Annotated in this window: 8 protein-coding genes and 1 pseudogene; 8 read left to right on the forward strand and 1 reads right to left on the reverse strand. The window is 64.8% G+C overall.

Annotated features, from left to right (window positions below; translation table 11 throughout):
- Positions 1-2 precede the first annotated feature (2 nt).
- The 7 genes from G6P99_RS11500 to G6P99_RS11530 all read left to right on the forward strand — a co-directional run bounded on the left by G6P99_RS11500 (position 3) and on the right by G6P99_RS11530 (position 20,594).
- Positions 3-3,314: a non-ribosomal peptide synthetase gene (locus G6P99_RS11500; RefSeq protein WP_165128189.1), complete on the forward strand. Its 3,312-nt coding sequence runs from the start codon at positions 3-5 to the stop codon at positions 3,312-3,314.
- A complete protein-coding gene (locus tag G6P99_RS11505) occupies positions 3,311-6,523 on the forward strand; it encodes a non-ribosomal peptide synthetase (protein WP_165128191.1) in 3,213 nt (1,070 codons plus the stop codon). Before G6P99_RS11500 ends, G6P99_RS11505 begins: the two co-directional genes overlap by 4 nt.
- A complete protein-coding gene (locus G6P99_RS11510) occupies positions 6,507-15,818 on the forward strand; it encodes a non-ribosomal peptide synthetase (protein WP_165128193.1) in 9,312 nt (3,103 codons plus the stop codon). Before G6P99_RS11505 ends, G6P99_RS11510 begins: the two co-directional genes overlap by 17 nt.
- Before the next feature lie 35 nt (positions 15,819-15,853).
- Complete coding sequence (locus G6P99_RS11515) at positions 15,854-16,939, forward strand: 2-hydroxyacyl-CoA dehydratase family protein (RefSeq protein WP_334261990.1); 1,086 nt, start codon at positions 15,854-15,856, stop codon at positions 16,937-16,939.
- Between the two features lie 9 nt (positions 16,940-16,948).
- On the forward strand, positions 16,949-18,166 hold the full coding sequence (locus G6P99_RS11520) for a 2-hydroxyacyl-CoA dehydratase family protein (protein ID WP_029084256.1): 1,218 nt from the start codon (positions 16,949-16,951) through the stop codon (positions 18,164-18,166).
- Positions 18,167-18,230: 64 nt separating this feature from the next.
- The gene (locus G6P99_RS11525; RefSeq protein ID WP_246709506.1) at positions 18,231-18,950 is read left to right on the forward strand and encodes an acyl-CoA dehydratase activase; all 720 of its coding nucleotides are present in this window, start codon (positions 18,231-18,233) and stop codon (positions 18,948-18,950) included.
- A gap of 201 nt (positions 18,951-19,151) precedes the next feature.
- Complete coding sequence (locus G6P99_RS11530; RefSeq protein WP_165128195.1) at positions 19,152-20,594, forward strand: KamA family radical SAM protein; 1,443 nt, start codon at positions 19,152-19,154, stop codon at positions 20,592-20,594.
- Positions 20,595-20,903: 309 nt separating this feature from the next.
- Here the strand turns inward: G6P99_RS11530 and G6P99_RS11535 are convergent.
- A pseudogene (locus tag G6P99_RS11535) lies at positions 20,904-21,323 on the reverse strand (transposase); the annotation flags it as partial.
- A gap of 554 nt (positions 21,324-21,877) precedes the next feature.
- Between G6P99_RS11535 and G6P99_RS11540 the strand changes: the two are divergent.
- Entirely contained in the window at positions 21,878-23,674 is a 1,797-nt protein-coding gene (locus G6P99_RS11540) for an amino acid adenylation domain-containing protein (RefSeq protein ID WP_246709507.1), read from the forward strand.
- The last annotated feature ends 10 nt before the right edge of the window (positions 23,675-23,684 follow it).

A 23,684-nucleotide genomic window follows, 5' to 3' on the forward strand; every position in this document is an offset into this window, starting at 1 on the left:
GGATGCCCACCATCAACATCGCGAACCCGAATCTTGAGCAGGCTTCGGACACGACGCTGTATCCGCTGTCGTTCCAGCAGGAACGCATCTTCTACCTGGACGAGATCTCGCCGCAGAAGTCGATCTGGACCCGGGCCTCGTGCCGGCGCCTATCCGGTCTGCTCGACGTCGATGCCCTGGAAGATGCGGTCGTGGCGCTGATCGATCGTCACGCCGCGCTTCGCACCCGGATCACCCTCGTCGACGGCACGCTGTTCCAGTCACGGCTCGACGGCGACGACGGCAGCTTCGAGTTCGTCGATCGCTCTTCCGGTCCGGACGGCGGCGGCGCAGACCGCTCCGCAGCCTTTGATGACGAAGCGCAGAGCCTGCTGAACCAGGAGTACGGGCGTTCCTTCACGCTCGACGGCGGCCGGCTTTTCAAAGTCGTGCTGGTGCGCTGGTCAGACCAGGAGTGGCAGCTCATCCTGAAGCTGCATCACATCATTTCCGATGCCATCACGATTCGCATCCTGTGGAATGACCTGAAACGTCTCTACAATGCGCGGCGGGTCGGCGGCGGCGACCCGGCACCGCTCGACCTCGATTATGTCGACTACGCGAGGTGGCTGAGAGACCGCTTCTCCGAGCAGAACATCCACGAGGCGGAGGCCTATTGGCTGTCACAGTTCGCTGACAAGCCGCCGGAGCTCGATCTCCCCACCGACCTTCCGGCCCCGCTGCAGCTGTCGTTTTGCGGCGCCGTGGAATCGCGCCCGCTGTCGCCCGATCTCGTCGCCCGGCTGCAGTCGTTCAGCCTGAAGCATCGCGTCGTCCCATTCTCGACGATGCTCGGCGCGCAGGCTCTGCTGCTCTGCAAATATTGCCGGCAGGACGACATCATCATTGGGACGGTATTCTCCGGGCGGCACCACGATCCCAGGCTGAAGGCGCTCGCCGGCTTCTTCGCCAACAGCGTCGCGCTGCGGCTGCGGGTCGACCCGCAGGCCTCCGTCAGCGACTTCGTGCGCCAGGTCCACGACCGTGTGACGGGCGCCCATCGCATGCAGGATTATCCGCTCGAACGTCTCGTCGACCGCCTCGCGCTGGATCGCGAACATCGCCGCAACCCGCTGTTCCGGGCGATGTTCAACATGGTCACCGACTTCGAGCCGACCCACGCGTTCAGCGGCATTCGCGACGAGCGCGTGCTGGAGCCTGAGATCACCGCGACGCAGGTCGACCTGCTGCTCGATTTCCACACTGGTCCCGATGCTGCCGAGCTGCGTCTCGAGCACAATACCGAGCTGTTCGAGCCGCGCAGCATCCGGCGCATTCTCCACCACTACGAGGTGCTGCTCACCGCGATGATTGAGCGCCCGGACGCAATCCTGCGCGATCTGTCGATGCTGGACGCGGAAGAGCGGCAACGGGTTCGTTCGTTCGCCGAAGGCAATGTGGTCCCGGCGGCGGCCGGCCGCGGCATCGTCGGCCTGTTGGAACAACGCGCGGCGCGCACGCCCGACCAGCCGGCATTGCTCTCGTCCGCCGGCACGCTTACGTGCGGCGAGGTCAACCGCAAGGCCAACCAGCTGGCGGCCGCCCTGGTCGATGCCGGTGTCGCCGAAGGCGACATCGTCGCGGTATTGCTCGAACGCTCGCCGGCGATGGTCGTGGCGATCTTGGCGGCGCTCAAGGCCGGCGCGGCCTACCTGCCGATCGATCCGAGCTTTCCGCCGCAGCGGATCGACTTCATCCTGAACGACGGCGGCGTCCGCTGCCTGCTGGCGGCGAGCGAGCCGCCATCCGATCCGCAGGGCCCGCGAGGCCCGCTGCCGGTGATCCGCGTTGACGATGCGGCGTCCTACGCCGGACCCGCTATCAATCCGGACCGCAGCTTCGACCCTGAGCGGCCAGCCTATGTGATCTACACCTCGGGCTCGACCGGCCATCCGAAGGGGGTGGTGGTCAGCCATCGCGCCTTGATGAATACGCTCGAATTCCTGGAGGCGAGCTATCCGCTGGCCAGCAAGACGATCCTGTTCAAGACGAACTTCACGTTTGACGTGTCGGCCGCCGAACTGTTCGGCTGGCTGTTCGACGACGGCCGGCTCGCGGTGCTTGATCTTGGCGCCGAGCGCGATAGCCGCGCTTTGCTCGAAGCCATCGAAAAGTTCGCGGTGACGCACGTCAATTTTGTCCCTTCGATGCTGGACGTGCTCCTGGAGAGCCAGCCGGCAGGCGCCGCTTTACCGTGGGACAGGCTTCGCTACGTCTTCGCCGCGGGCGAGGCGCTCAAGCCCGACCTGGTGAATCGCTTCCATCGCCTGGTTCCCAAGGTCCGGCTCGAAAACCTGTATGGTCCGACCGAAGCCGCGATCTACGCCACCTATCATTCCCTGCCGCGCGGGACGGAGGTGACCTGGGTCCCGATCGGCAGGCCGATTTCCAACACCGGCGCGCATATCCTTGACGAGGCGCTTCGTCCGGTTCCGGTTGGTGTGGTCGGCGAATTGTGGTTGTCCGGCGTCGGGCTTGCGACGGAATACCTGAACCGACCCGACCTGACGGCAGAGCGATTCTGCCCGAGGTCCGACTTGGGAGGCCGCCGCCTCTACCGAACCGGCGACCTCGCAAAATGGGGCGACGACGGGCTGATCTACTACCTCGGCCGCGCCGACAGGCAGGTCAAGATCCGCGGCTTCCGCGTCGAGGTCGCGGAGGTCGAGCAGAAATTGCGTGCTTGCGACGGCGTGGCCGAGGCCGCCGTCACCGTCAGGAGCGACGCGTTCGGCCAGAACAGCCTCGTCGCCTATCTCGCTTTCGACAAGGAACGTCCGACCTCGATCGAGCGGATTTCGAGCGACTTGACCGCATGGCTGCCCGGTTTCATGATTCCCGAAGTGTTTGTGCCGCTCGACCGCCTACCACGGCTTCCGAGCGGCAAGATCGACATCCAACGCTTGCCGGCACCAACCCCGACCGACGCGTCGGCGACCACGGCGCAACGTGCGGCGACCGAGCTCGAACGCAAGATCATCGCGATCGCCGAAGACCTGCTCGACCTCCGTGGCTTGACCCCCGCCAGCAATTTCTTCCACCTCGGAGGCAACTCGCTGCTGACGCTGCGTTTCATCGCGGGCCTCGACAAGGCGCTTGGGACCCGGCTGAGGGCGATGGATTTTCTCCGGCTGCCGACCATCGCCGAGATCGCTGCGCTGATCGAGCCGATGCTTCAGCGGCCATCGTCGATCAAGGATCGCATCGTCATCGTCCAGATCCCGGCGCGCCCGGTGCCCGTCGGCGACATGTCCTGCCGAGACACCTCGCCATGACAGCCGTCGGGATTCGCAAATATCCGCCGATCCCCACCGGCGACCGGACCATTCCCTGTCCGCTGACCTTTCAGCAGGAGCGGGTTCTGCATTTCTGCGAACTCGATCCCGCCAGCTCGATCTGGGACATCAACACCTGCAAACGGCTGGCCGGGCATCTCGACCTGCGGCGGCTGCGCGGGGCGGTCGACCTGTTGGCCGCCGCGCATGCCGTGCTGCGCACCCGGGTGTCACGGCGCGGCGAGCGCCCGGTGCAGACCTTCGATCAGGATCTCAAACGCGCTGTTCGGCACTTCGACGCGTCGGCGGCGGCCGGCCCCGACCGCGACACCGCACTGGCAACCCAGATCGCCGCAATCTGCCGGAATCCGATCTCGCAATGGAGACCCGACGATGCATTCTTCGAGGTCGTGCTGCTGACGCTCGGCCCGGACGATCAGGCGTTGCTGCTGCGGGTCCACCACATCATCGCGGACGCCGCCTCAGTGCTGATCCTGTGGCGAGAGCTGACGTCGATCTACAACGCGCTCACCCGCGATGCGCCGGTCGCAGCGTCGCCGATGACGCTGACTTATTTGGATTACGCGCATTGGCAGCGCCGTCATTTCGATGCGGAGCGGACCCGCGAGCAGGAGGCCTATTGGCTGGCACGGTTCGAAGGCGAACCGCCGGCCCTCGATCTGCCCACCGATGCGGCGCCGTCGCCGGCGATGTCCCTGAACGGCGGGTTGGAGATCGTCGCGATTCCGCTCCACCTGATCGAGGCGTTCCAGCGGCAGAGCTGGGAGCAGCGCGTTCTGCTGTTTTCGAGCCTGTTCGCCGCCTACCTCGTGCTCTTGCAGAAGATCTGCCAGCAGGAGGACATCACGTCCGGCGTGCTGTTCTCGGGCCGGCACTACAGCGCGGAGCTCGCCAACACCGTCGGATTCTTCGTCAACATGGTGGCGGTGCGCGCGGATGTCCGCTTCGACGACACCTTCGAACGGTTGGTGCGGGCGGTGCATGAACGGGTCGAGGAAGCCTATTTCATGCAGGACTATCCGTTCGAGCGGTTGATCCAGACGCTGGCTCCGGCCCGCGGCAATGGCCGGATTCCGTTGGTCCGAACCATGTTCAACCTGGTGCCGGACCCCGAGGACACGACGGAATTCGATGGCGTTGCGCAGGCCCGCTGGATCGATGTCGCCACCCAGACCCAAGCGGTTCAGGTCGATCTGATCTTCGACATCCATTGGGGATCGGCGGGGGCGGAGATCCGGATCGAGTACAACACTGACATTTTCGAACGCGGCACGGTCGCCCGGTTGGGGCGCCACTACATCACCTTGCTCGAGCGGCTGGCGGGTGGCTGGGACATTGGTCTCGACCGTCTCGCCGTGGTCGGCGAAGCTGAAGCGTGTCAGTTGCTCGACGGATGCAACCCGACGCCGTCGCCGTTCGCCGCGGAGAGCTGCATCCACGAGCTGTTCGAGCAGCATGCTCGTCGCCGGCCGGCGGCGATCGCGCTGGTCGATAGCATCGAGCGGATCAGCTACGGCGACGCCGACCGCACATCCAATCGGCTCGCCCGGCTGTTGCGGGCCCGCGGGGTCGGGCCGGACAGCATCGTCGCCGTCATCGGCCGCCGCTCGGTGGAGATGGTGCTCGGCGAACTCGCCGTTCTCAAAGCGGGCGGCGCCTACCTGCCGCTCGGCCGGGACAGCCCGGCCCGCCTTTGGGACGACATTCTGCGCGACGCGCGGCCGCAGGTCGTGATCATGCCGAACGACGATCGGCGCGACCTCGATCTCGACGTCCCGGTTCTGCGTCTGCGCGACGCCGAGGCTCCAGGCATCGACGATGGGCCGTTGCCGCACGTGACCGGGCCGTCGAATCTCGCTTACGTCGTCTACACCTCGGGTTCGACTGGAAAACCCAAAGGCGTCATGGTCGAGCATCGCAGCGTCGTCAATCTCGTGACCAACGTCGATTATCTCGAATTCCGCCCGGACGACCGGATGCTTCAGACCGGGGCGCCCGCCTTCGATGCGACAACGTTCGAGATCTGGGGCGCCTTGCTCAACGGGCTACCGCTCTACCAGATCGACGACGAGACCCTGCTAGACTACGTGGCGTTTGACGACGAACTCGCCCGGCACGGCATCACGATCCTGTTTCTCGTTCCGGCGCTGCTCAACCAGTTCGCGCATGCCAACCCCTCGGTGTTCCGTCCGCTGCGCTATCTCATCACCGGCGGCGACGTGGCGTCGACCCGGCACGTCGAGCGGATTCGGAGAGCCAACCCCCGGCTGACGCTGATCAACGCCTACGGCCCAAGTGAGAACACCACCTATTCGACTTGTCACGTGGTCACTGGTGTCGAGCCGCGGACGATACCGATCGGCAGGCCGATCCCAAACTCGACGGCCTATGTCTTCGACCGTCACATGCTGCTGACCCCGACCGGCGTGGTCGGCGAGCTTTACGTCGGGGGCGTCGGTCTTGCGCGGGGCTATCTTCATCGTCCCGCACTCACCGCCGAGCGTTTCGTCACGAATCCTCACGTGGCGGGGGAGCGACTCTACCGCACCGGAGACTTGGTCCGTCGCCGCGCGGACGGGGTGCTGGAGTTCGTGGGCCGGGCCGACCGGCAGATCAAGATCCGGGGCTTCCGCATCGAGCCCGGCGAGATCGAGAACCGGCTTCTCGAGGACGGCCGCCTGCGCGAGGCCTGCGTCGTCCCGGCCAAGGCCGACGACGGCGGCGTCTTCCTGTGCGCCTATTACATTGCCGCCACCGATGTGGGCGCGCAGGAGTTGCGGCAGCAACTGGCAACTCGGCTTCCGGCTTATATGCTGCCATCCGCCTTTTGCCGCATCGAGATCATGCCGCTGACCGAGAACGGCAAGATCGATTACCGCGCGCTGCCCGAGCCACGGCGGTGGATGGCTGAACCGCGGTCCGTCCGCGCCCCCGAGAGCGCGGCGGAAATCGCTATTGCGAGGGTCTGGGAAGAGCTGCTCGAGACCCCGAATGTCGGCGCAACCGCGAATTTTTTCGAGATCGGAGGCCATTCCCTGAAAGCCAGCGCCCTGGCCTCGCGCCTGAGCAAGATGTTCGGACTGAAGATCACGCTCAGGAACGTGTTCGATGCGCCAACCGTGGGGGAGTTGGCGCGGCTGGTCGGCTCACTGGCGCAAATGGAGCACCGAGATGGCGTCGCCGGTTGAGCAGGGCTACTATCCCGCGTCCGCGAACCAGAGGCGGATGTATGTTCTCAACCGGCTGTCGCCGGACGGCATCGCCTACAACGTGCCGGTCGCGATCCGGCTGAATGGCAAGCTCGACGCGGTCCGCCTGCAGGACGCGCTCTCGGCGCTGGTGACGCGCCATGACAGCTTGAGGACGTCGTTCGGGATCGTTGGCGAGACGATCATCCAGACGCTTCAGGCGCCGCTCCGCGTCCCGCTCGATTTCGAGAGGGCGCGCGGCAAGAGCGAGGTCGAGGCGATCAAGCGACGCTTCGTCCGGCCGTTCGATCTGCATCGGCCGCCGCTGCTGCGGGCCTCTCTGATCAGGCTGGGCTCGCTCAAGCACGTCCTCTTGCTCGATTTGCACCACATCATCTGCGACGGCGTGTCGATCGACATCCTGAGCGACGAACTGGGCCGGCTCTATGATGGCCAGACGCTGCCTCCGCTGCCCGCCGACTACAAGGACTTCGCGCTGTGGCAGCGGGAGTTCGCCGGCAGCGAGGAAGCCGAGCAGCAGCAGAACTACTGGCTCCGCCTGCTCGAGGGTGAGCGGACGGCGCTGAACCTGCCGACCGACCTCCCGCGGCCGAGCACGCAGTCGTTCGACGGCGACCGGGTGACGCTTCGTCCCAATCTGCGGCTCACCGCCGCGTTGCGCGAACTCGCGGCGGGCAACCGCGTGTCGATGTACATGTTGCTGCTCGCCGCCTACTACGTCGTACTCTCGAAATATTCGGGCCAGGACGACCTGGTGGTCGGCACGCTCGCGGCCGGACGCAACGCCGAACGGTTTCAGGGCGTCATCGGCTTGTTCGTCAATACCCTGGCGCTGCGCAGCCGGCCTCGCGGCGAGCTCGCTTTCAGCGACTATCTGCAACAGGTCCGCGACGAGTGCCTCGACGCATTCGAGAACCAGGACAGTCAGTTCGAAGATCTGGTCGATCGCATCGCGCCGCTGCGCGATCTCGGCCGCGGCCCGCTGTTCGACACGATGTTCACCGCGCTGTCGTCGAATGCAACGCCGACGGTTTATGGCGGCATCGAATTCAGCCCTTACGAACTCGACTACGCGATCGCCAAGTTCGACCTCACCTTGACCGTTATCGAGCAACAGCACGGCGAGCTGGAATTCGACTTCGAGTATTGCACCGACCTGTTCCGCCGCGACACGATCGAACGCCTGTCCGCCCATTACGTCACGGCACTCGAGGCTGTTGTGGCCGACCCCGCGATCCGGCTGCGCGACATCGACGTGTCGGGCGTCGACGAAAGGCGGGCCGTTGTCACGGATTTGCCGCAGCCGACGGATGCGGCGCAGAGCGTGGTAGAGCTGTTCGAGATCCAGGCTCGCACAAATCCGGTAGCGCCTGCGATCGCGTGCGACGGCAAGGCGATCGACTACGCGACCCTCGACCGCCTCTCGAGCACGATCGCGGCGCAGCTGCAGGCGGCCGGAGCGGGACCGGGGGCGATCGTCGGCCTGGTCGCCGCGCCGTCGATCGAGGCGGTCGCGGCGATCCTCGGTATCCTCAAGCTCGGCGCCGCATTCCTTCCGATTGACCCGAGCACGCCGGCAGACCGTTTCCGGACGATCGCGGCGGGGTCGGGGATGGCGGTGGTGCTGCTGCCGACCGACGCCCATCCGCTCGCGGGCCTCGGGCCGGTGGATCTCGCCCTCGACCGCGCCGCCGGCGACGTGGAGGGTGGGCTACCCGACCGCGCAGCGGTGACCGGCGGCGATCTCGCTTACGTGATCTACACCTCCGGCTCGACCGGGTTGCCCAAGGGCGTGATGATCTCGCACCGCGCGCTCGCCAATTACGTCAGCTGGGCGGTGCGGACCTATATCGGCGATTCGCCCGCCGCCTTCGCGCTGCATTCGCCGCTTTCGGTCGATCTCACCATTACATCTGCTTTCGCGCCGCTGGTCTCGGGAAATCGGCTCGTCGTTTACCGGAACGACGACGCCATGGGATTGATGCGGGATATTCTTCGCGACGATCAGGTCGAGGTGCTCAAGCTGACGCCGACGCATCTGGCGTTGCTCGCCGAGGCGATGCACGAGGGTGCTCCCGCCAACCGCCGGCTGCGCGCGTTGATCGTCGGCGGTGAAGATTTCAAGACCGGCCTGGCGAGGAAAGTCGACAACGGCTTCGACGGCCGTGTCGAACTCTACAACGAGTACGGGCCGACCGAGGCGACGGTCGGCTGCATGATCTACAAATTCGACCCCGCGGTGGACAAGGCGGCGTCGGTGCCGATCGGAACGGCGATCGACAACGTCGCGGTCCTGGTGCTCGACCGCTACGGGCTGCCGGTGCCGAGGGGAGCGATCGGCGAATTGCATATCGCCGGGGCCTGCCTGGCCGACGGCTACCTAAACAATCCCGACATGACGGCCGAGCGGTTTGTCATGCAGCGCCTCGGCGGTCACGAGATCCGCCTCTACAAGACCGGCGATCTCGCGCGCATGCTGCCAAGCGGTGCGCTGGATTTCCTCGGGCGCAACGACGATCAGGTCAAGCTGCGCGGCTTCCGGATCGAACTCGGAGAGATCGAGACGGCGTTGCTGCGCTGCCCCGGGGTGATCGATGCCGTGGTGGCGCCGCGGACCGACGCGGCCGGCGATTCCTATCTGTGCGCCTATGTCGTCGCGGCCGGCGCGATCGAGACCGCCGACCTCCGTCGCCTTCTGGCGCAGTGCCTTCCGGCGCACATGGTTCCGTCGCGCGTGGTTATCGTCGATCGCCTTCCGATCGGGCGCAGTGGCAAGGTCGACCGGACAGCGCTGCCCGACCCGGGCGAGCCGACCGGGAGCCCAGGCTCAGCCGCACCCCGCTCCGCGGTGGAATGCGCGATTGCTGTCATTTGGGAGCAGGTGCTGGGCGTTCAGCGGATCGGCCTCGACGATGACTTCTTCGATCTCGGCGGGCAATCACTGAAGGCGACCCTGATGATTGCCCGCGTCAACCGCGAGCTGCACGCCGGTGTCACGTTGCGCGACGCCTTCGTGCGCCGGACCATCCGCGGCCTCGCCGGCCTGGTCGATGAAACCAGGGAGGACCCGTGCGCAGAGATAGCAGCCGTCGCTCCCCGGGATTATTACCCGGTCTCGGCGGCGCAGAAGCGGCTGTTCATCATCCATCAACTCGCGCCACAGGATGTTCAGTACAACGTCCCGTTCGCATTGAACGTGACCGGGCCGTTCGATCGTGCGCGCTGGCTCGGCGCCTTCCGCGCGCTGCTGGCGCGGCACGAGTCGCTGCGGACCTCGTTCCTGCTGGTCGACGACCAGATCGTTCAGAAGGTGCATGCCGAGGTCGATTTTGCCTTCGAAGGCCGAGCTTCCGGCGCTTCCGCATCGCTTGCGCAGGCGATCGAGGGGTATGTCCGTCCGTTCGATCTCGACCGGGCGCCGCTGCTCCGAGCTACCATACTGAACGCCGGCCCGGTCGAGCACACGATTCTCGTCGATCTCCACCACATCGTCGCCGACGGGCTTTCGATCGACATCATCATCGACGATCTGCGCGCGCTCTACGAAGGCCGGACGCTGGAGGGCGTGGCTGTCCAGTACAGGGACTACGCCGCCTGGCAGCATGTCCGTTCCGCGAGCGCGGAGGTGCGGAGCCAGGAGGCGTATTGGAGAGCGGTGTTCGAGGGGGGAGCGCCGGCCTTCACGCTTCCCACTGACTTTCCGCGCGGGGCCATCCGCTCGTTCGATGGGGACCTCATGAGCTTCACGGTCGATGCGGCGCTCGCCGAACGGCTGCGCGCGATCGGTCGGGCCGCCGGCGCGACCCTGTTCATGACTCTGCTGGCAGCCTACACGGTCCTGCTGTCGAAGTATACCGGCCAGGAGGACATCGTCGTCGGCATTCCGGTGGCGGGGCGGAGGATGGCCTCGCTGCAGCGGGTGGTCGGAATGTTCGTCAACACGTTGGCGACGCGGAACCGGCCGCGCGGCGAGCTTCGCTTCGTCGACTATCTCGATACTGTGCAGGCGCACGCGCTGGATGCCTACGACAACCAGGACTACCAGTTCGAAGAGTTGGTGGACAGGCTCGAGATCGAACGCGACCTCGGCCGGAATCCGCTGTTCGACACGGTGTTTGCGACGCTCGAGGGCGGACGCAGGGCGTTCCAGGCCGACGGCGTCACCGTTCGCATCGAGAACGTGCCCTGGAAGATCTCGAAGTTCGACCTGACCCTGCTGGCCGAAGAGCGCGAGGATTCCATCGTCTTCGAACTCGAGTACTGCACCGGCCTGTTCCGGCGCGACACCATCGAGCGCATGGCGAACCACTTCGTGCATCTGCTGGAGCAGATCGCATCCGACCCGGCGCGGCTGCTCCGCGATCTCGATCCGCTGACTGAGCAGGAGCGCCGGCAAGTCCTGGTGGAGTTCAATCGCTCCGAGGCCAATTATCCGGCAGGCCGGACCGTTCACGAACTCATCGAGGACCAGGCGGAACGGACGCCGGAAGCGCCGGCGGTCGTGTTCGGCACGCAGACGCTCTCTTACGGCGAATTGAACCGACGCGCCAACATGCTGGCGCGGCTGCTGGTTCGCAACGGCATCGCCGTCGAGGACATGGTCGGCATCGTGGCGGAGCCGTCGCTGGAGATGATGATCGGCATCCTGTCGATCCTCAAAGCCGGTGCGGCCTATCTGCCGATCGACGCCGACTGCCCCGCCGATCGCGCCGCGATGATGCTTGAGGATAGCAAGGCCAAGATGGTTGTTTTCGCCGGCGTCGAGCCGTGGGGCGAGGTGGGGCGGCCGTCGCTCGACCTCAGCCAACCGACGCTCTACCGAGGCGATGAGGCCAATCTCGGGGTCACCGCATCGAGCCGAAACCTCGCCTATGTCATCTACACCTCCGGAACCACCGGGGCGCCGAAAGGCGTCATGGTCGAGCATTCCGCGGTCAACAACCTGTGCGCCTGGCACATTCGCAGCTTCGCGCTGTCCAACGCCGACCGGACCACCAAATACGCCCGCTTCAGTTTCGATGCGTCGGTGTGGGAGATCCTTCCTTCGCTGCAGGCTGGCGCCGCGCTGCATATTGTCCCGCAGGAGATCCGGCTCGACCTCGCCCGGCTGGCGCGCTATTTCGACGACGCCGGCATCACCGTCAGCTTTCTGCCGACGCAGATCTGCGAACTCTTCGTGCAGTTCGACAATCGGTCGCTGCGGCTCCTGCTGACCGGCGGCGACCGCCTGCGCCGCGGCGGCAGCGGCCGCTACCAGCTCGTCAACAATTACGGGCCGACCGAGAGCACCGTGGTGGCGACCAGCGGCCCGGTCGTCGCGGCCGACGGACCGATCTCGATCGGCAAGCCGATCGCAAATATCCGCGTCTATCTGGTCGACAAGGCCGACAGGCCGGTCCCGATCGGCGTTCCGGGCGAATTATGCATCGCCGGAGCGGGGCTCGCACGCGGTTACCTCGGCGATGCCGTGCGGACTGCCGAGAAGTTCGTCGCCAACCCGTTCGAGCCGGGAGAGCGGCTCTATCGGACTGGGGATGTGGCGCGGTGGCGGCCGGATGGATCGATCGACTATCTCGGACGCACCGACGGCCAGGTGAAGATTCGCGGCTGCCGCATCGAGCCGCGCGAGGTCGAAACGGCGATCCTCGCCCATGAGGCGGTGAGGGATGCCGTCGTCGTCGCCCGCGAAGATCGCAAGGGCGACAAGCAGCTCTCCGCCTATATCGCATGGCGCGACGCCGCGCGCCTGACCGATCTGCGGGCCTCTCTCGGCCAGCGGCTTCCTAACTACATGCTGCCGGCGTTCTTCGTGACGCTGGACGAAATCCCGCTGAATGCACGCGGCAAGGTCGATCTGGCGGCGCTGCAGCCCGCAGACGGCGAAGCCCCGACCACCGGCGAGGCTCCCCGCACTTCCGCCGAATCTCGGCTGGCCGCGATCTGGCAGCAGGTTCTGGACCGGCAGCATGTCGGCATTCACGACAATTTCTTCGCGATCGGCGGCGATTCGCTGCGCGCCACCATCATGATCGCCAAGGCCAACAAGGCGTTCGGCACCGCCGTCGCGCTCGGCGCGGTGTTCGACCGGCCGACCATCGCCAGATTGGCAGAGGACTTCGCTGCGGGGTCGGAGAGCGCGGCGCCGAGCTTGGTGCCGGTGGAGAACCGCCTGCACTACGCCGCGACGCCGACCCAGGGGCTGCTCTACGCGGTCTGCACGGCCCGCGGCGGCGTCGAATACAACCTTCCGATGGCGTTCGAGATCGGCGGCGAGCTCGACATTCCGCGGCTCGAAGGCGCGTTCCGCGAGGTCATCGACCGGCATGAAGCGCTGCGCACCGGGTTCTTGAGCGTGGACGGCGGTGCCGTTCAATACGTCGTTCCGAAGGTGGATTTCTCGATCGCCCGTCTGCCGAGGTGCGGCGACGCGGAGATCGGGGAGGTCACGCGCGACTTCATCCGGCCGTTCCAGCTGTCGGCGCCGCCGCTGATCCGGGCGGCGGTGGTCCCGCGCGGTCCCGGCCGCCATGTTCTCCTCATCGACATGCACCACCTGGTCAGCGACGGCACCTCGATGGGGCTGCTGTTCAAGGAGATCGCGGCGCTCTATGCCGGTTCACGTCCGCCGCGCCCCGGCATCACTTACAAGGACTTCGCGGAGTGGCTTCAAGGCCATTTACGCAGCGACCGGATGCGCGCCCACGAGGCCTATTGGCGCCAGGTCCTCGATTCGCCTCCCGACACGATCCGGCTCGAGTCGGATTTTCCGCGCAAGGAGGCATTTGCATTCGCTGGAAGCCGGATCAATTGTACCGCCGACGCGGCGCTGCACGACGGTCTCAAGGCGCTTTGCACGCGCCAGGGCGTCACGCTCTATGTGCTGCTGCTCGCCGCCTATAATGTGCTGCTCTCCAAATACAGCGGCCGTGAGGACATCATCATCGGCGTGCCGACGGTCGGCCGCTATCTCGCCGACGTTCACGACGTGGTCGGGATGTTCGTGAGCACCCACGTTATCCGCAGCCTGCCGCGCGCCGAGCGGCGCTTCGACGAATTCCTTCAGGAGGTCAAGGCCGGGGTGCGCGGTGCCGTCGAGCACCAAGAGTATCAGCTCTGGGACATCATGGTGCAGCACAACGTCGCCACCGGGAAATTGCTGTTCAGCGCCGTCTTCGTCGTTCAGGATCAAGCCTTCACCAGCATGGAGATTCCGGGCCTCGAGATCGAAGAGATCGACCCGCATTACAACGTGGCGAAGTTCGACCTGACGATGGGTGCCGTCGAGCGGCCGGGGCGCCTCGATATCGAGATCGAATACAACACGGATCTGTTCCGCCGCAGCACTGCGGCGCGGATTGTCGGCCAATATCTGCACATTCTCGACCAGATCGTCGCGGACCCCGGCCGGATGCTGAGGCAGATCGAAATCGTGACGCCGGCCGAAAAGTCGGCCTTGCTATCCGGCGTCCGGGACACCGCTCCGGTCGGCGACGACGACGACGCTTGGACGGCGGCGACCGTGGTCACCCTGTTCAAGCGGCGGGTCCGCGCCGCTCCGGATCGCGTCGCCGTGGCCGTTGACGGCATCACCGTGACCTACCGCACCCTCCACCAACGGACGCAGCAGCTCGGGCGGCGGCTGGCGGCGGAAGGTGTCGGGCCGGGAATGATCGTGGCGCTCCTCGCTGCTCCCTCAGTAGAGATGATCTCCGCCGTCCTTGCAATCTGGGCGACCGGCGCGGCCTGCGTTCCGCTCGCAGCCGACGATCCGCCGCGGCGGGTCGCGGCCCGACTCGCCGAGACTGCTGCGGCGCTGTTGGTCTGCGACCGCGATTCCAAGCCGGACGAGCTCGGCATCCCGGCGCTCCTGCTCGACGGCGCGACCGAACCGGAAACGGTCGCGGCTCTTCCCGATGGTCCGGCTGATCCGAAGGCGCTTGCCGTCGTCGGCGTCGCGACCGACCGCAGCGGAATTCGGAAGCACGTCATGATCGAGCACCGATCATTGCTCGACCGCGCCCGATGGTTCATCGACAGGTTCGCGATCGTCGAGGCTGATCGCACTGTGATGTGCGGCGACCTGAGCTCGGGTGCCGCCTTGCTCACGCTGATCTCGACGTTGTGCGCCGGCGCCTCGGTCTGGATCGCACCGGAGGAAGCGCGCCAGTCTGCCACGACGCTGGTGAAGGGGGTGAGCGACAAAGGCGTGACGGTCGGCTGGCTGCCGGCGACGCTGTGCGAACGGCTCGCCGGGACCGCGGGGCTGCCGTTGCGGACGCTGATTGCGACCGGCGGCGCCATCACCCCTCTGCGGCGCGGCAATTACGAACTCGTCACCTGCTTCGGCCTGCCGGAGCACACCGAGGTAACGACGTGCAAGCCGGTGACGGCCGAGACGGCCGGAAGCCTTGTCGGCACTCCGATCATCGGTTCGGAGACCTATATCCTCGGTCACGACGACAGCCTTCTGCCGATTGGGGTAACCGGCGAACTTTGTCTCGGCGGGGCCGGCCTGGCGCGGGGGTATCTCGGCGAGGAGCCATCGATCTCGCATGGTTTCACACCAAACCCGCACGTCCCCGGCGGTCGCATCTTCCGCTCCGGTCTTCGCGCAAAACGGCTTGCGGACGGCGGCATCGAACTGATCGACTGCGGCGGCGATGTGGAGATCGACGGCCATCGGGTCCATCTGGCCGAGATTGAACATTGCTTGCGCGAGCATGCAAACATCGCGGACGCGGCCATCGTGCGGGGCGATGCGGATCGGCTCCAGCCGACGCTGTGCGCGCTCGTCGTCACCACCGGCGTGCTGCCGGAATCGGCCTCGGCATTGGTCCGCGACCTGAAGCGACATCTCGCCGAGTGGCTGCCGCGGTACATGATCCCGGAGGCATACGTCCAGGTCGCCACCATCCCGCGCGACGAGACGGATCGGGTCGCAGTCGAGGCTCTGCCGATACCGGCAAAGCAATCGCCGCCGGTACCGACGGCAGATGCTGCGGACCCGAGCCTCGTTCCCGCGATCCGGACCATCGTCGAAGAGCTTGTCGGCGTGCCCGCGGTCGACCCCGCGGCCGACCTGCGCAACGCCGGCCTGACCTCGCTTGCGGCGATGACGCTGCAGTCGCGCCTCACGGCCCGGTTCGGTATTGCCCCGAACCTGTGCCGATGGCTGCAGGCGCCGTCGATCGCGAACCTTTCCCACCATCTCTCGGAGGCTTTGCGCGGCGAACGCCAGGCCATCACGCCAACAGGGGAAACGCCGCCGCCATGATGCGACACGATTCCATCGCCGCCGCGATCCAGGATGTGCTCGACCTGCACCGCGATCGCCTCGCGCTCCTCGCCGGCATCGATCGGCCGAAGATCGGTTACCTGTCGATTCAGACCCCCGAGGAAATCCTGCTGGCCGCGGGCGCGATCCCGTTCCGGCTGACCGGCGAGTACAGCACCGAAACCGACGGGGCGAGCGTGCATCTTGGCAGCAACTACTGCTCCTACGTGCTGAGCTGTTTCGGCGAGGGGCTCGCCGGCGTGTACAGCTTCGCGGACGCGGTCGTGTTCGTCGATGCCTGCGATATGCGCAAGCGGCTGTGGGAGACCTGGGCTCGGACCGTTCCCGGTTGTGAAAGCTGGTTCCTCGAACTTCCCAACGATGCGAGCCCATTGTCGAAATCGTTCTTCGCCGGTCAGCTCCGCAAGCTGATCAGCCGGCTGGAGCAGCGCTACGGCCGGCCGATCGGCGAGGGCGCGCTGCGTGACGGCATCGCGCGGTGCAACCGCACACGCGAGCTGATGCAGCGGCTGCACGACGGCAACAAGCGTGGCGGCCCGCTGCTGACGGGACAGCAGTCGATCGACCTCGTGAAGGCAGCAACAACGGGTTTGAAGGACGAGTTCAACGATCGCCTGGCGGCGCTGCTCGACTCCGCCGCTTCGCAGCAACCCCGGGCCGGCCGGCAGCGACACCGGGTATTGATTTGCGGCAGCTATTTCGATCAGCCGGCGATCGTGGAGGTCATCGAGGCCACCGGCGCCGACATCGTCTGCGGGGATATCAGCAATGGGGTCAAGTATTTCGAAGGACAGATCGATGCCGACGCGGAGCCGGTGGCGGCCATCGCGGACTACTATCTCGAAAAGCACACCAGCGCGCGTTGCATCGATACCGACATTCGGGTGCGGCACCTGTTCGACCTAGTGCGGGACTATCGCGTGGAATCGGTGATCTACTTCGCCCTGAAATTTTGCGACACCAACCTGCACGACTACCCCTACATCAAGGAAAAATTGCGCGAGATCCCCGTTCTGTTCATTGAAGGCGAGCACAACGGCAGCAATATCGCCAGTATCAAGACGCGTATCGAGACGTTCCTGGAGCCGCGATTTTTCTGAGGAGGCGAGATGGACCTGGACAACATCGCGCAGCAGCGCGCTACTCAATACGAGAACATGCTGCGTCTGATCGGACGCCAGCGGGCGCCATCGGAAGAGGCCGCGCCGGCCCTCGCCGCGACCCGGATGCGGTCGGTCGTGAACTGCGACCGGATCGCCGAGGCGTATAGGGCCGATGCGAAGGTGGCTTATGTTTCCGAGCAATTCCCGACCGAGATCGTCTTCGCCGCCGGTGTTCTGCCGTGGAACATCGAGTCGATGTCGAACATGCTTGCCCAGTCGCTCGACATCGACCAGGTGTTTCGGCTCACCCAGGAGCGCGAGCTGTCCCGCGACATCTGCTCGTTCCTTCGGGGGCCGTTCGGGATGATGCTCGCCGAATGCTATCCGCGGCCGAATTTCGTGCTCACCAACGACCAGCCCTGCGAGGGGCTTCTCAAGACCATTTTTATGTCCGGCAAGCGCTACGGGGTGCCGACCTTCGCGCTGCACACGCCGAATCTGCTGGATCAGGATGCGCTCGACTATCTCGTCCAGCAGATCGAAATCATGCTGACCCGGATCGCCGGGGTGTTTCAGTCCGATCCCGATCCCGAGTGCCTGCGCAGCAGCATCGTGAATTCGAATCGCGCCCGTGAGTACTACCGCAAAGCGGCTCTGCTGCTCGAACGCCACGCCTTGCCCGGCGTGGCGCGCGAGCTTCTGGAGATCTTCGGAATGAACTATTTCGGCGCGCCAGAGAACATCGATCTCTGCAAGACCTTGTACGAGGAGGCGGTGGTGCTGGCGGAGACCACGGCGCCGAAGCGCCCGCGTGTGATGTGGATCGGCCAGACCCCGGGTGACTCCGACGAGCTGCTTCGGCATCTCGGCCGGTCCGTCGACGTGCTGTACTGGGCGCCGCTGTGGGAAGCGAACCTGATGGCGCTCGACGAAGAGCAGCCGCTGCGAAGCATCGCCGAGCGCGCGATCCGCTATCACTGGAACGCGGAAAGAATGGAATGCGACCTCGACCACATCACCGACGCCTACCAGGTCGAGGGATACATCATCGCCAACACCTGGGGGTGCCGAAACATGATGGCCATCGGTCCGACGTTCCGATCTCTGGCGGCGCGCAAGCGAATCAAGAACCTGACGATCAGCATCGATCCCGTCGATCGCAACAATTACGCCTTCCCCCATATCAAGAACCGCGTCGATGCGTTTCTGGAAACATTGCAGTGAATGAGAGAACGCGATGATTACGCTCGGTATTGATATCGGTTCGCTGTCGACCAAGTCGGTCCTGATGGAGAACGACGAGGTGGTGGCTTTCGACGTGGTCCTGACCGGAGGCACCAACCGCAAAGCCGCTGAGACGACGTTTGAGAACGTCCTCACGGCGTCCGGGTTAAGGCGAGGCGACGTCAAGTTCGTCGTTTCGACGGGGTACGGGCGGGAGAATCTGCCGTTCGCCGACAAGCACGTTTCGGAGATCACCTGCCACGGAATCGGCATGCATCTCAGGAACCCGGACATCCGGACTATTCTTGAGATCGGCGGCCAGGACAGCAAGGCAATCCGCATCGACGACGGCGGGCGCGTCGAACAGTTCGTTATGAACGACAAATGCGCCGCCGGCTGCGGACGCTTTCTCGAGGTGACTGCGCGCGCGATGGGCATCGGACTCTCCGAGCTCGGCGAAGCCTCGGCGCTGGCGCGCAACCCGCTTCGGATCAGCAGCACCTGCGCGGTATTTGCCGAAACCGAAATCGTTTCCCTCGTCGCCGTCGGAACGCCGGTGCCTGACATCGTCCGGGCCGTTCACGACTCGATCGCCCAGCGCGCGGTCGTGCTGCTGCGCCAGGTCGGAATCAGCGGGCCGGTCGGGATGAGCGGTGGCGTGGCGCTCAACAGCGGCGTGGTCCGCGCCCTCGAAGATAAACTGCAGACCAGCATCTACATCGTCGACAATCCGCAGGTGCGAGGCGCGATTGGTGCCGCCTACATCGCCCAGAGACTGGCCTGAGGCGGTTCTGCAAAATCGGGACCGTCCGATCGAAGATCGAGATGAAATGGAAACTGAGAGCATGATCCGGCGAACCAAACACCGATCCGCGAATAAGGCCATGCTGAAGCGGCGGGGGCGGAGCGGGGGGATGGCTCGGAGAGACTTTGCCACGCTTTGGTTGGCGCGACGGCGAAGCGACGGCTTGTTCGGGGGGCGACCATGACGGCTGTGACGATGTCCGGTTCGACAGAGCCGACCCACTATCACGCGATCGGCCGCAGCAACCTTCCCGAACTGCCCGAGTGGCAGAGACTCGACGCGCAGCTTCGTCACGAGATCGACATCGTGGCGCGGGTGCTGCCGTTCCGGACCAACCGCTACGTGGTGGAGAACCTGATCGATTGGTCGCGGGTGCCGGACGATCCGATCTTTCAGCTGGTGTTTCCTCAGCGTGGCATGCTGTCGGAGGCTGATTTCGACGACGTTCGAACCCTGGTGGAAAGCGCCGACGATACCGAGGTGATGGCGCGTGCGGTCGAGCGAATTCGCCGCCGCCTCAACCCGCATCCCGCCGGCCAGCTCACCCACAACACGGCGACGCTCGCCGGCCGTCCGCTACCGGGCGTGCAGCACAAATATCGCGAGACCGTGGTGTTCTTTCCGGCCCAGGGGCAGACCTGCCACGCCTACTGCACCTATTGTTTCCGCTGGGCGCAGTTTGTCGGCGTGCAAGGGATGCGGATCGAAGCGAGGAGCACCTCCGACCTCGTCGCCTATCTCCGGGTGCACCCGAAAGTCACCGACGTCCTGATCACCGGAGGCGATCCGATGATCATGGCAACTCGAACGCTCCGGCGCTACATTGAACCGCTGTTGGCTCCCGAGCTGGCGCACATCCAGAACATCCGGATTGGCACCAAATCGGTCGCCTATTGGCCGCACAGGTTCGTGTCGGATGCCGACGCCGACGATTGCCTCAGACTGTTCGAGCAGGTTGCTGCGGCAAACCGCCATCTCGCCATCATGGGGCACTACACTCATCCGGTCGAACTCCAGTCACCGCTCGCCCGCGAGGCGATCCGGCGCATCCGCGACACCGGCGCCCAGATCAGAATGCAGGCGCCGCTGATCCGTCACGTCAACGATGCACCCGAGCTGTGGTCGGAGCTATGGCGCACCGGCGTGCGGCTCGGACTGATCCCCTATTACATGTTCATCGAGCGAGACACCGGCCCTCGCGACTATTTCTCCGTGCCGCTGGTCCGCGCCCACGAGATCTTCCGGCGTGCCGCCGCGAACGTCTCCGGCCTCGCGCGCGCGGCGCAAGGGCCGACGATGTCCGTGCTTCCCGGAAAGATCAGAATCCTGGGCGTCGTCGCACGCAGCGAGTTGGTGGATCGTCAGGAGCCCGCGGTGTTGCGCAACGGCGGCGCCGGCGCGCCATCGGCCGATCCGCAGGAGCAGATTCTGGTCTGCGACTTCCTTCAGGCACGGGACGCGCGGTTGAACCAGATGGTGTTCTTTGCCGCCTTCGATCCCGGCGCAACCTGGCTCGACCAGATGCGGCCGGCATTCGGCGGCGAGCGATTTGCCTTCGAGCAGGCCGCTGACCGCGATCGAACAGCTCCGCTGCACGCGTTCAGCGAATGCCTGCTGGACTGATGCCGCACAAAGGACGACGAGCCGCAGTCCGGGATCGTGAGCACGCTGAATAGAGTGTTGCGCTGACCAATTGAGCCCGCCGCTCTCCTCTTAAGGTCAGGGCATTCCCGCGGATCCGAAGATGAATCAGATGGTGCTGACGCTGGAACGCGCCGGCCTTATCAGACGGCAGCCAAGGACGCCTCGCAGCATCGAGGTCCTCATTGATCCGAAACTCCTGCCCGAGCTAATCTGACTGCCGCACCCAACCTGTCAAAATCAATGTGCAGAGCCGCTAGCCCGTCCGTGAGACTGCGGCTTTTGGGCCCGATTGATGCGGCCGCACAGCCGGCTCACCTGGCTCTTGGAGATGCCGCTCATCCCCATCGCCTGCACCAGATCGTCCACCGAGCGGGTCCAGACGCCCTGCACATAAGCTTCCTGCACCACGGCGGTGAACGCCTTCTAGGCCATGCGGCGCGGCTCCAGGAAGCCCGGGAAGTAGGAGCCCTTGCGCAGTTTGGGGATGCGAAGTTCGACCGTGCCGGCGCGGGTCTCCCAGCTCCGGTCGCGGTAGCCGTTGCGCTGGGCCAGACGCTCGGGACTCTTCTCGCCGTAGGCCGCTCCGGTCTGGCCTTCGACTTCCAGCTCCATCAGCCGCTGGGCGGCAAAGCCGATCATCTCGCGCAACAGATCGGCATCAGCGGTCTTCTCCACGAGCGTGCGCAGGTTCATCATATCGTCGGTCATCGGTGGTTCCTCGGTCGCGTTGGCATGTCGCAACCCGATCCTCCCGGCGAATCGCCGGTGACTACCGCAAAGCCGCCCGCCCGCTACGGCGCTATTTGAGGCGCGCGTACCGGGCGGCTTTGCTCTTCCGAGCTACACCATCACTGGGGGAAACGACCGCGCCGAAAGGTGCGGAGGCGAGATCGAAGCGGTATGGTCGAGTGGGCATAGCGCCGAGGGTGACCCGCGCAATCTGGCTCGACTGTATTCGGTTTTTAGCTCACACGACGAGTTGTTCATACCGTCGCCCTATCCGATTAGAGTTGATGGCAATAACCTGACATGACCGCATTCGGTTGAGGACAGCCCATGTTCGCGGCCAGACACTGAAACGAGAGGCGGCACGCCCGGTCCGCGCAAAGCATACGAATCTGTCTCTTCGGCAAAGTTGGCACGTCTGATGCTGAGAGCTGGCTGGGTCAAATCCACCAAGCGAGGGGCATTTGCCGCCAAACGGCTGCATCGAATGCGGTGAGCTCCAAACAACTTTTTGATCTAAGGGCCGCAGAAAAGCGATGAATGGCGAGACGCGTATGCTTACCGAAACCCAATCCGGCACAACTCAATTTGTGGACCGCGAACCGATCGACGCGATCACGGCGCTCGATCGCTTTGCAAGATCGGCTCCGGAGAGGGGCGCGCTGAGCTACGGCGGAGCCGAACTTACCTACCAGGCGCTGCGACTAAGATCGGATGCCCTCGCAAGGACGTTGCAAAAGCATGGCGCTCAGGGCGCGGTGGTCGGCTATTGGGGCAAGCGAGATTTCGACTGGGCAACGGCAGTTGTCGCCATCTTGAAGGCCGGATCAACGTACCTGCCACTCGATCCATCATTACCGGCCTCGCGTACATCATTCATGATCGAGCAGAGCCGCTGCGCTCTGATCATTGGCCCAGACCGGCAGGATTGGCCTAACCAACTCTCTGCGAGCAGCAACGGCGCCACGCAATTCATCCCGATAGCGGCGGCGCTATGCGAGGGCCAGACCTCGTCTGTCGCGCCATCATCGCGCGGGCATCGACTTGCCTACATTCTGTTTACGTCTGGTTCAACGGGCCAGCCAAAGGGCGCAATGATCGAGCGCGCAGCCCTAAACAATCACTTGATGGCAAAAATCGACGGCCTGCGTCTCACACGGACGGATTGTATCGCGCAGACTGCATCGCACTGCTTTGACATCTCGCTGTGGCAGCTTCTGGCAGGGCTTTGCGTCGGAGCCAGGATCGCGATCATTGATGAAGCGACACTGAAGTCGCCAGGCGGCTTTCTCAAAGCCATTCAAGGATGCGGCGTAACGGTGGCTCAATTCGTCCCGTCAATGCTCGCGAGATTTGTTGAGCATCTGCAGTCACTTGCGGCTGCCGAACGAGCTCTGGACGGTTTGCGGATTATTTCCACGGTCGGAGAACCTCTAACGCCCGGATTGGCACGCGCGTGGCTTGCTTTATACCCCCGGATCCCGATTCTCAACCACTACGGCCCGACCGAATGCGCGGACGGCGTGACACATCATCTGGTTTCTGCACCCCCTGCGCCGGCTGACCTCTATGTGCCGATCGGCAAGCCGATTTCTAACCTTGCGGTTTATGTCGCTGACGGACCGCGGCTGTGCGGCACCGGAGAGGTCGGCGAACTCTGTGTTAGCGGCGTTGGCGTTGCTGCCGGTTACGTCAATGACGATGTCCGCACCAGGGATGCCTTTGGGCCCAACCCGTTCTCAAACAATCCCTCGTTCCGGCGCCTATACAAGACAGGTGATCTCGGGCGCGTTCGCTCCGATGGTTTTCTGGAATGTCTCGGTCGACGGGACCGTCAAGTCAAAATCCGCGGGCACAGAATTGAGCTGGGAGAAATCGAAGCCCGCCTCTGCGCTCACCATTTGGTACGCGGCGCTGTCGCGGTTGCCTCCGTCCGCACCGGCGCAAAGCTTACGGCAAGGGACATAACCCACGCAGCGGAGGACGCCGCCGCATCGAAACGACTCATCGCGTATGTTTCCGCTCCGACTGACGTGGCGGAAGACGAACTTCAGACCTTTCTTGCTGAAGCGCTTCCCACGTACATGCTCCCGGAGAGGATCATCCTCGTCGGTGCCATTCCACTAACCAGAAACGGAAAGATCGATTTAGGCGCATTGCCAGACCCGACCAGTATTCGCCCCTCATTGCCGACGCCATTCGAGGCGCCACAAACAAAGCTCGAAGCCCAGCTCAGTCAGATCTGGTCCGGCGTTCTGCACATTGAGAACATTGGCGTAAATGACGAGTTCATAAGCCTCGGGGGGACTCGCTCCGGGCAATGCTTATATTGAGCCAGTTGCA

Source organism: Bradyrhizobium sp. 6(2017) (assembly GCF_011058295.2).
GTDB classification, from domain to species: domain Bacteria; phylum Pseudomonadota; class Alphaproteobacteria; order Rhizobiales; family Xanthobacteraceae; genus Bradyrhizobium; species Bradyrhizobium septentrionale.

Coding starts and splice junctions, on each gene's coding strand:
- G6P99_RS11500 (WP_165128189.1), top strand. CDS start 3: ATGCCCACCATCAACATCGCGAACCCGAATCTTGAGCAGGCTTCGGAC.
- G6P99_RS11505 (WP_165128191.1), top strand. CDS start 3,311: ATGACAGCCGTCGGGATTCGCAAATATCCGCCGATCCCCACCGGCGAC.
- G6P99_RS11510 (WP_165128193.1), top strand. CDS start 6,507: ATGGCGTCGCCGGTTGAGCAGGGCTACTATCCCGCGTCCGCGAACCAG.
- G6P99_RS11520 (WP_029084256.1), top strand. CDS start 16,949: ATGGACCTGGACAACATCGCGCAGCAGCGCGCTACTCAATACGAGAAC.
- G6P99_RS11525 (WP_246709506.1), top strand. CDS start 18,231: ATGGAGAACGACGAGGTGGTGGCTTTCGACGTGGTCCTGACCGGAGGC.
- G6P99_RS11530 (WP_165128195.1), top strand. CDS start 19,152: ATGACGGCTGTGACGATGTCCGGTTCGACAGAGCCGACCCACTATCAC.
- G6P99_RS11540 (WP_246709507.1), top strand. CDS start 21,878: ATGAATGGCGAGACGCGTATGCTTACCGAAACCCAATCCGGCACAACT.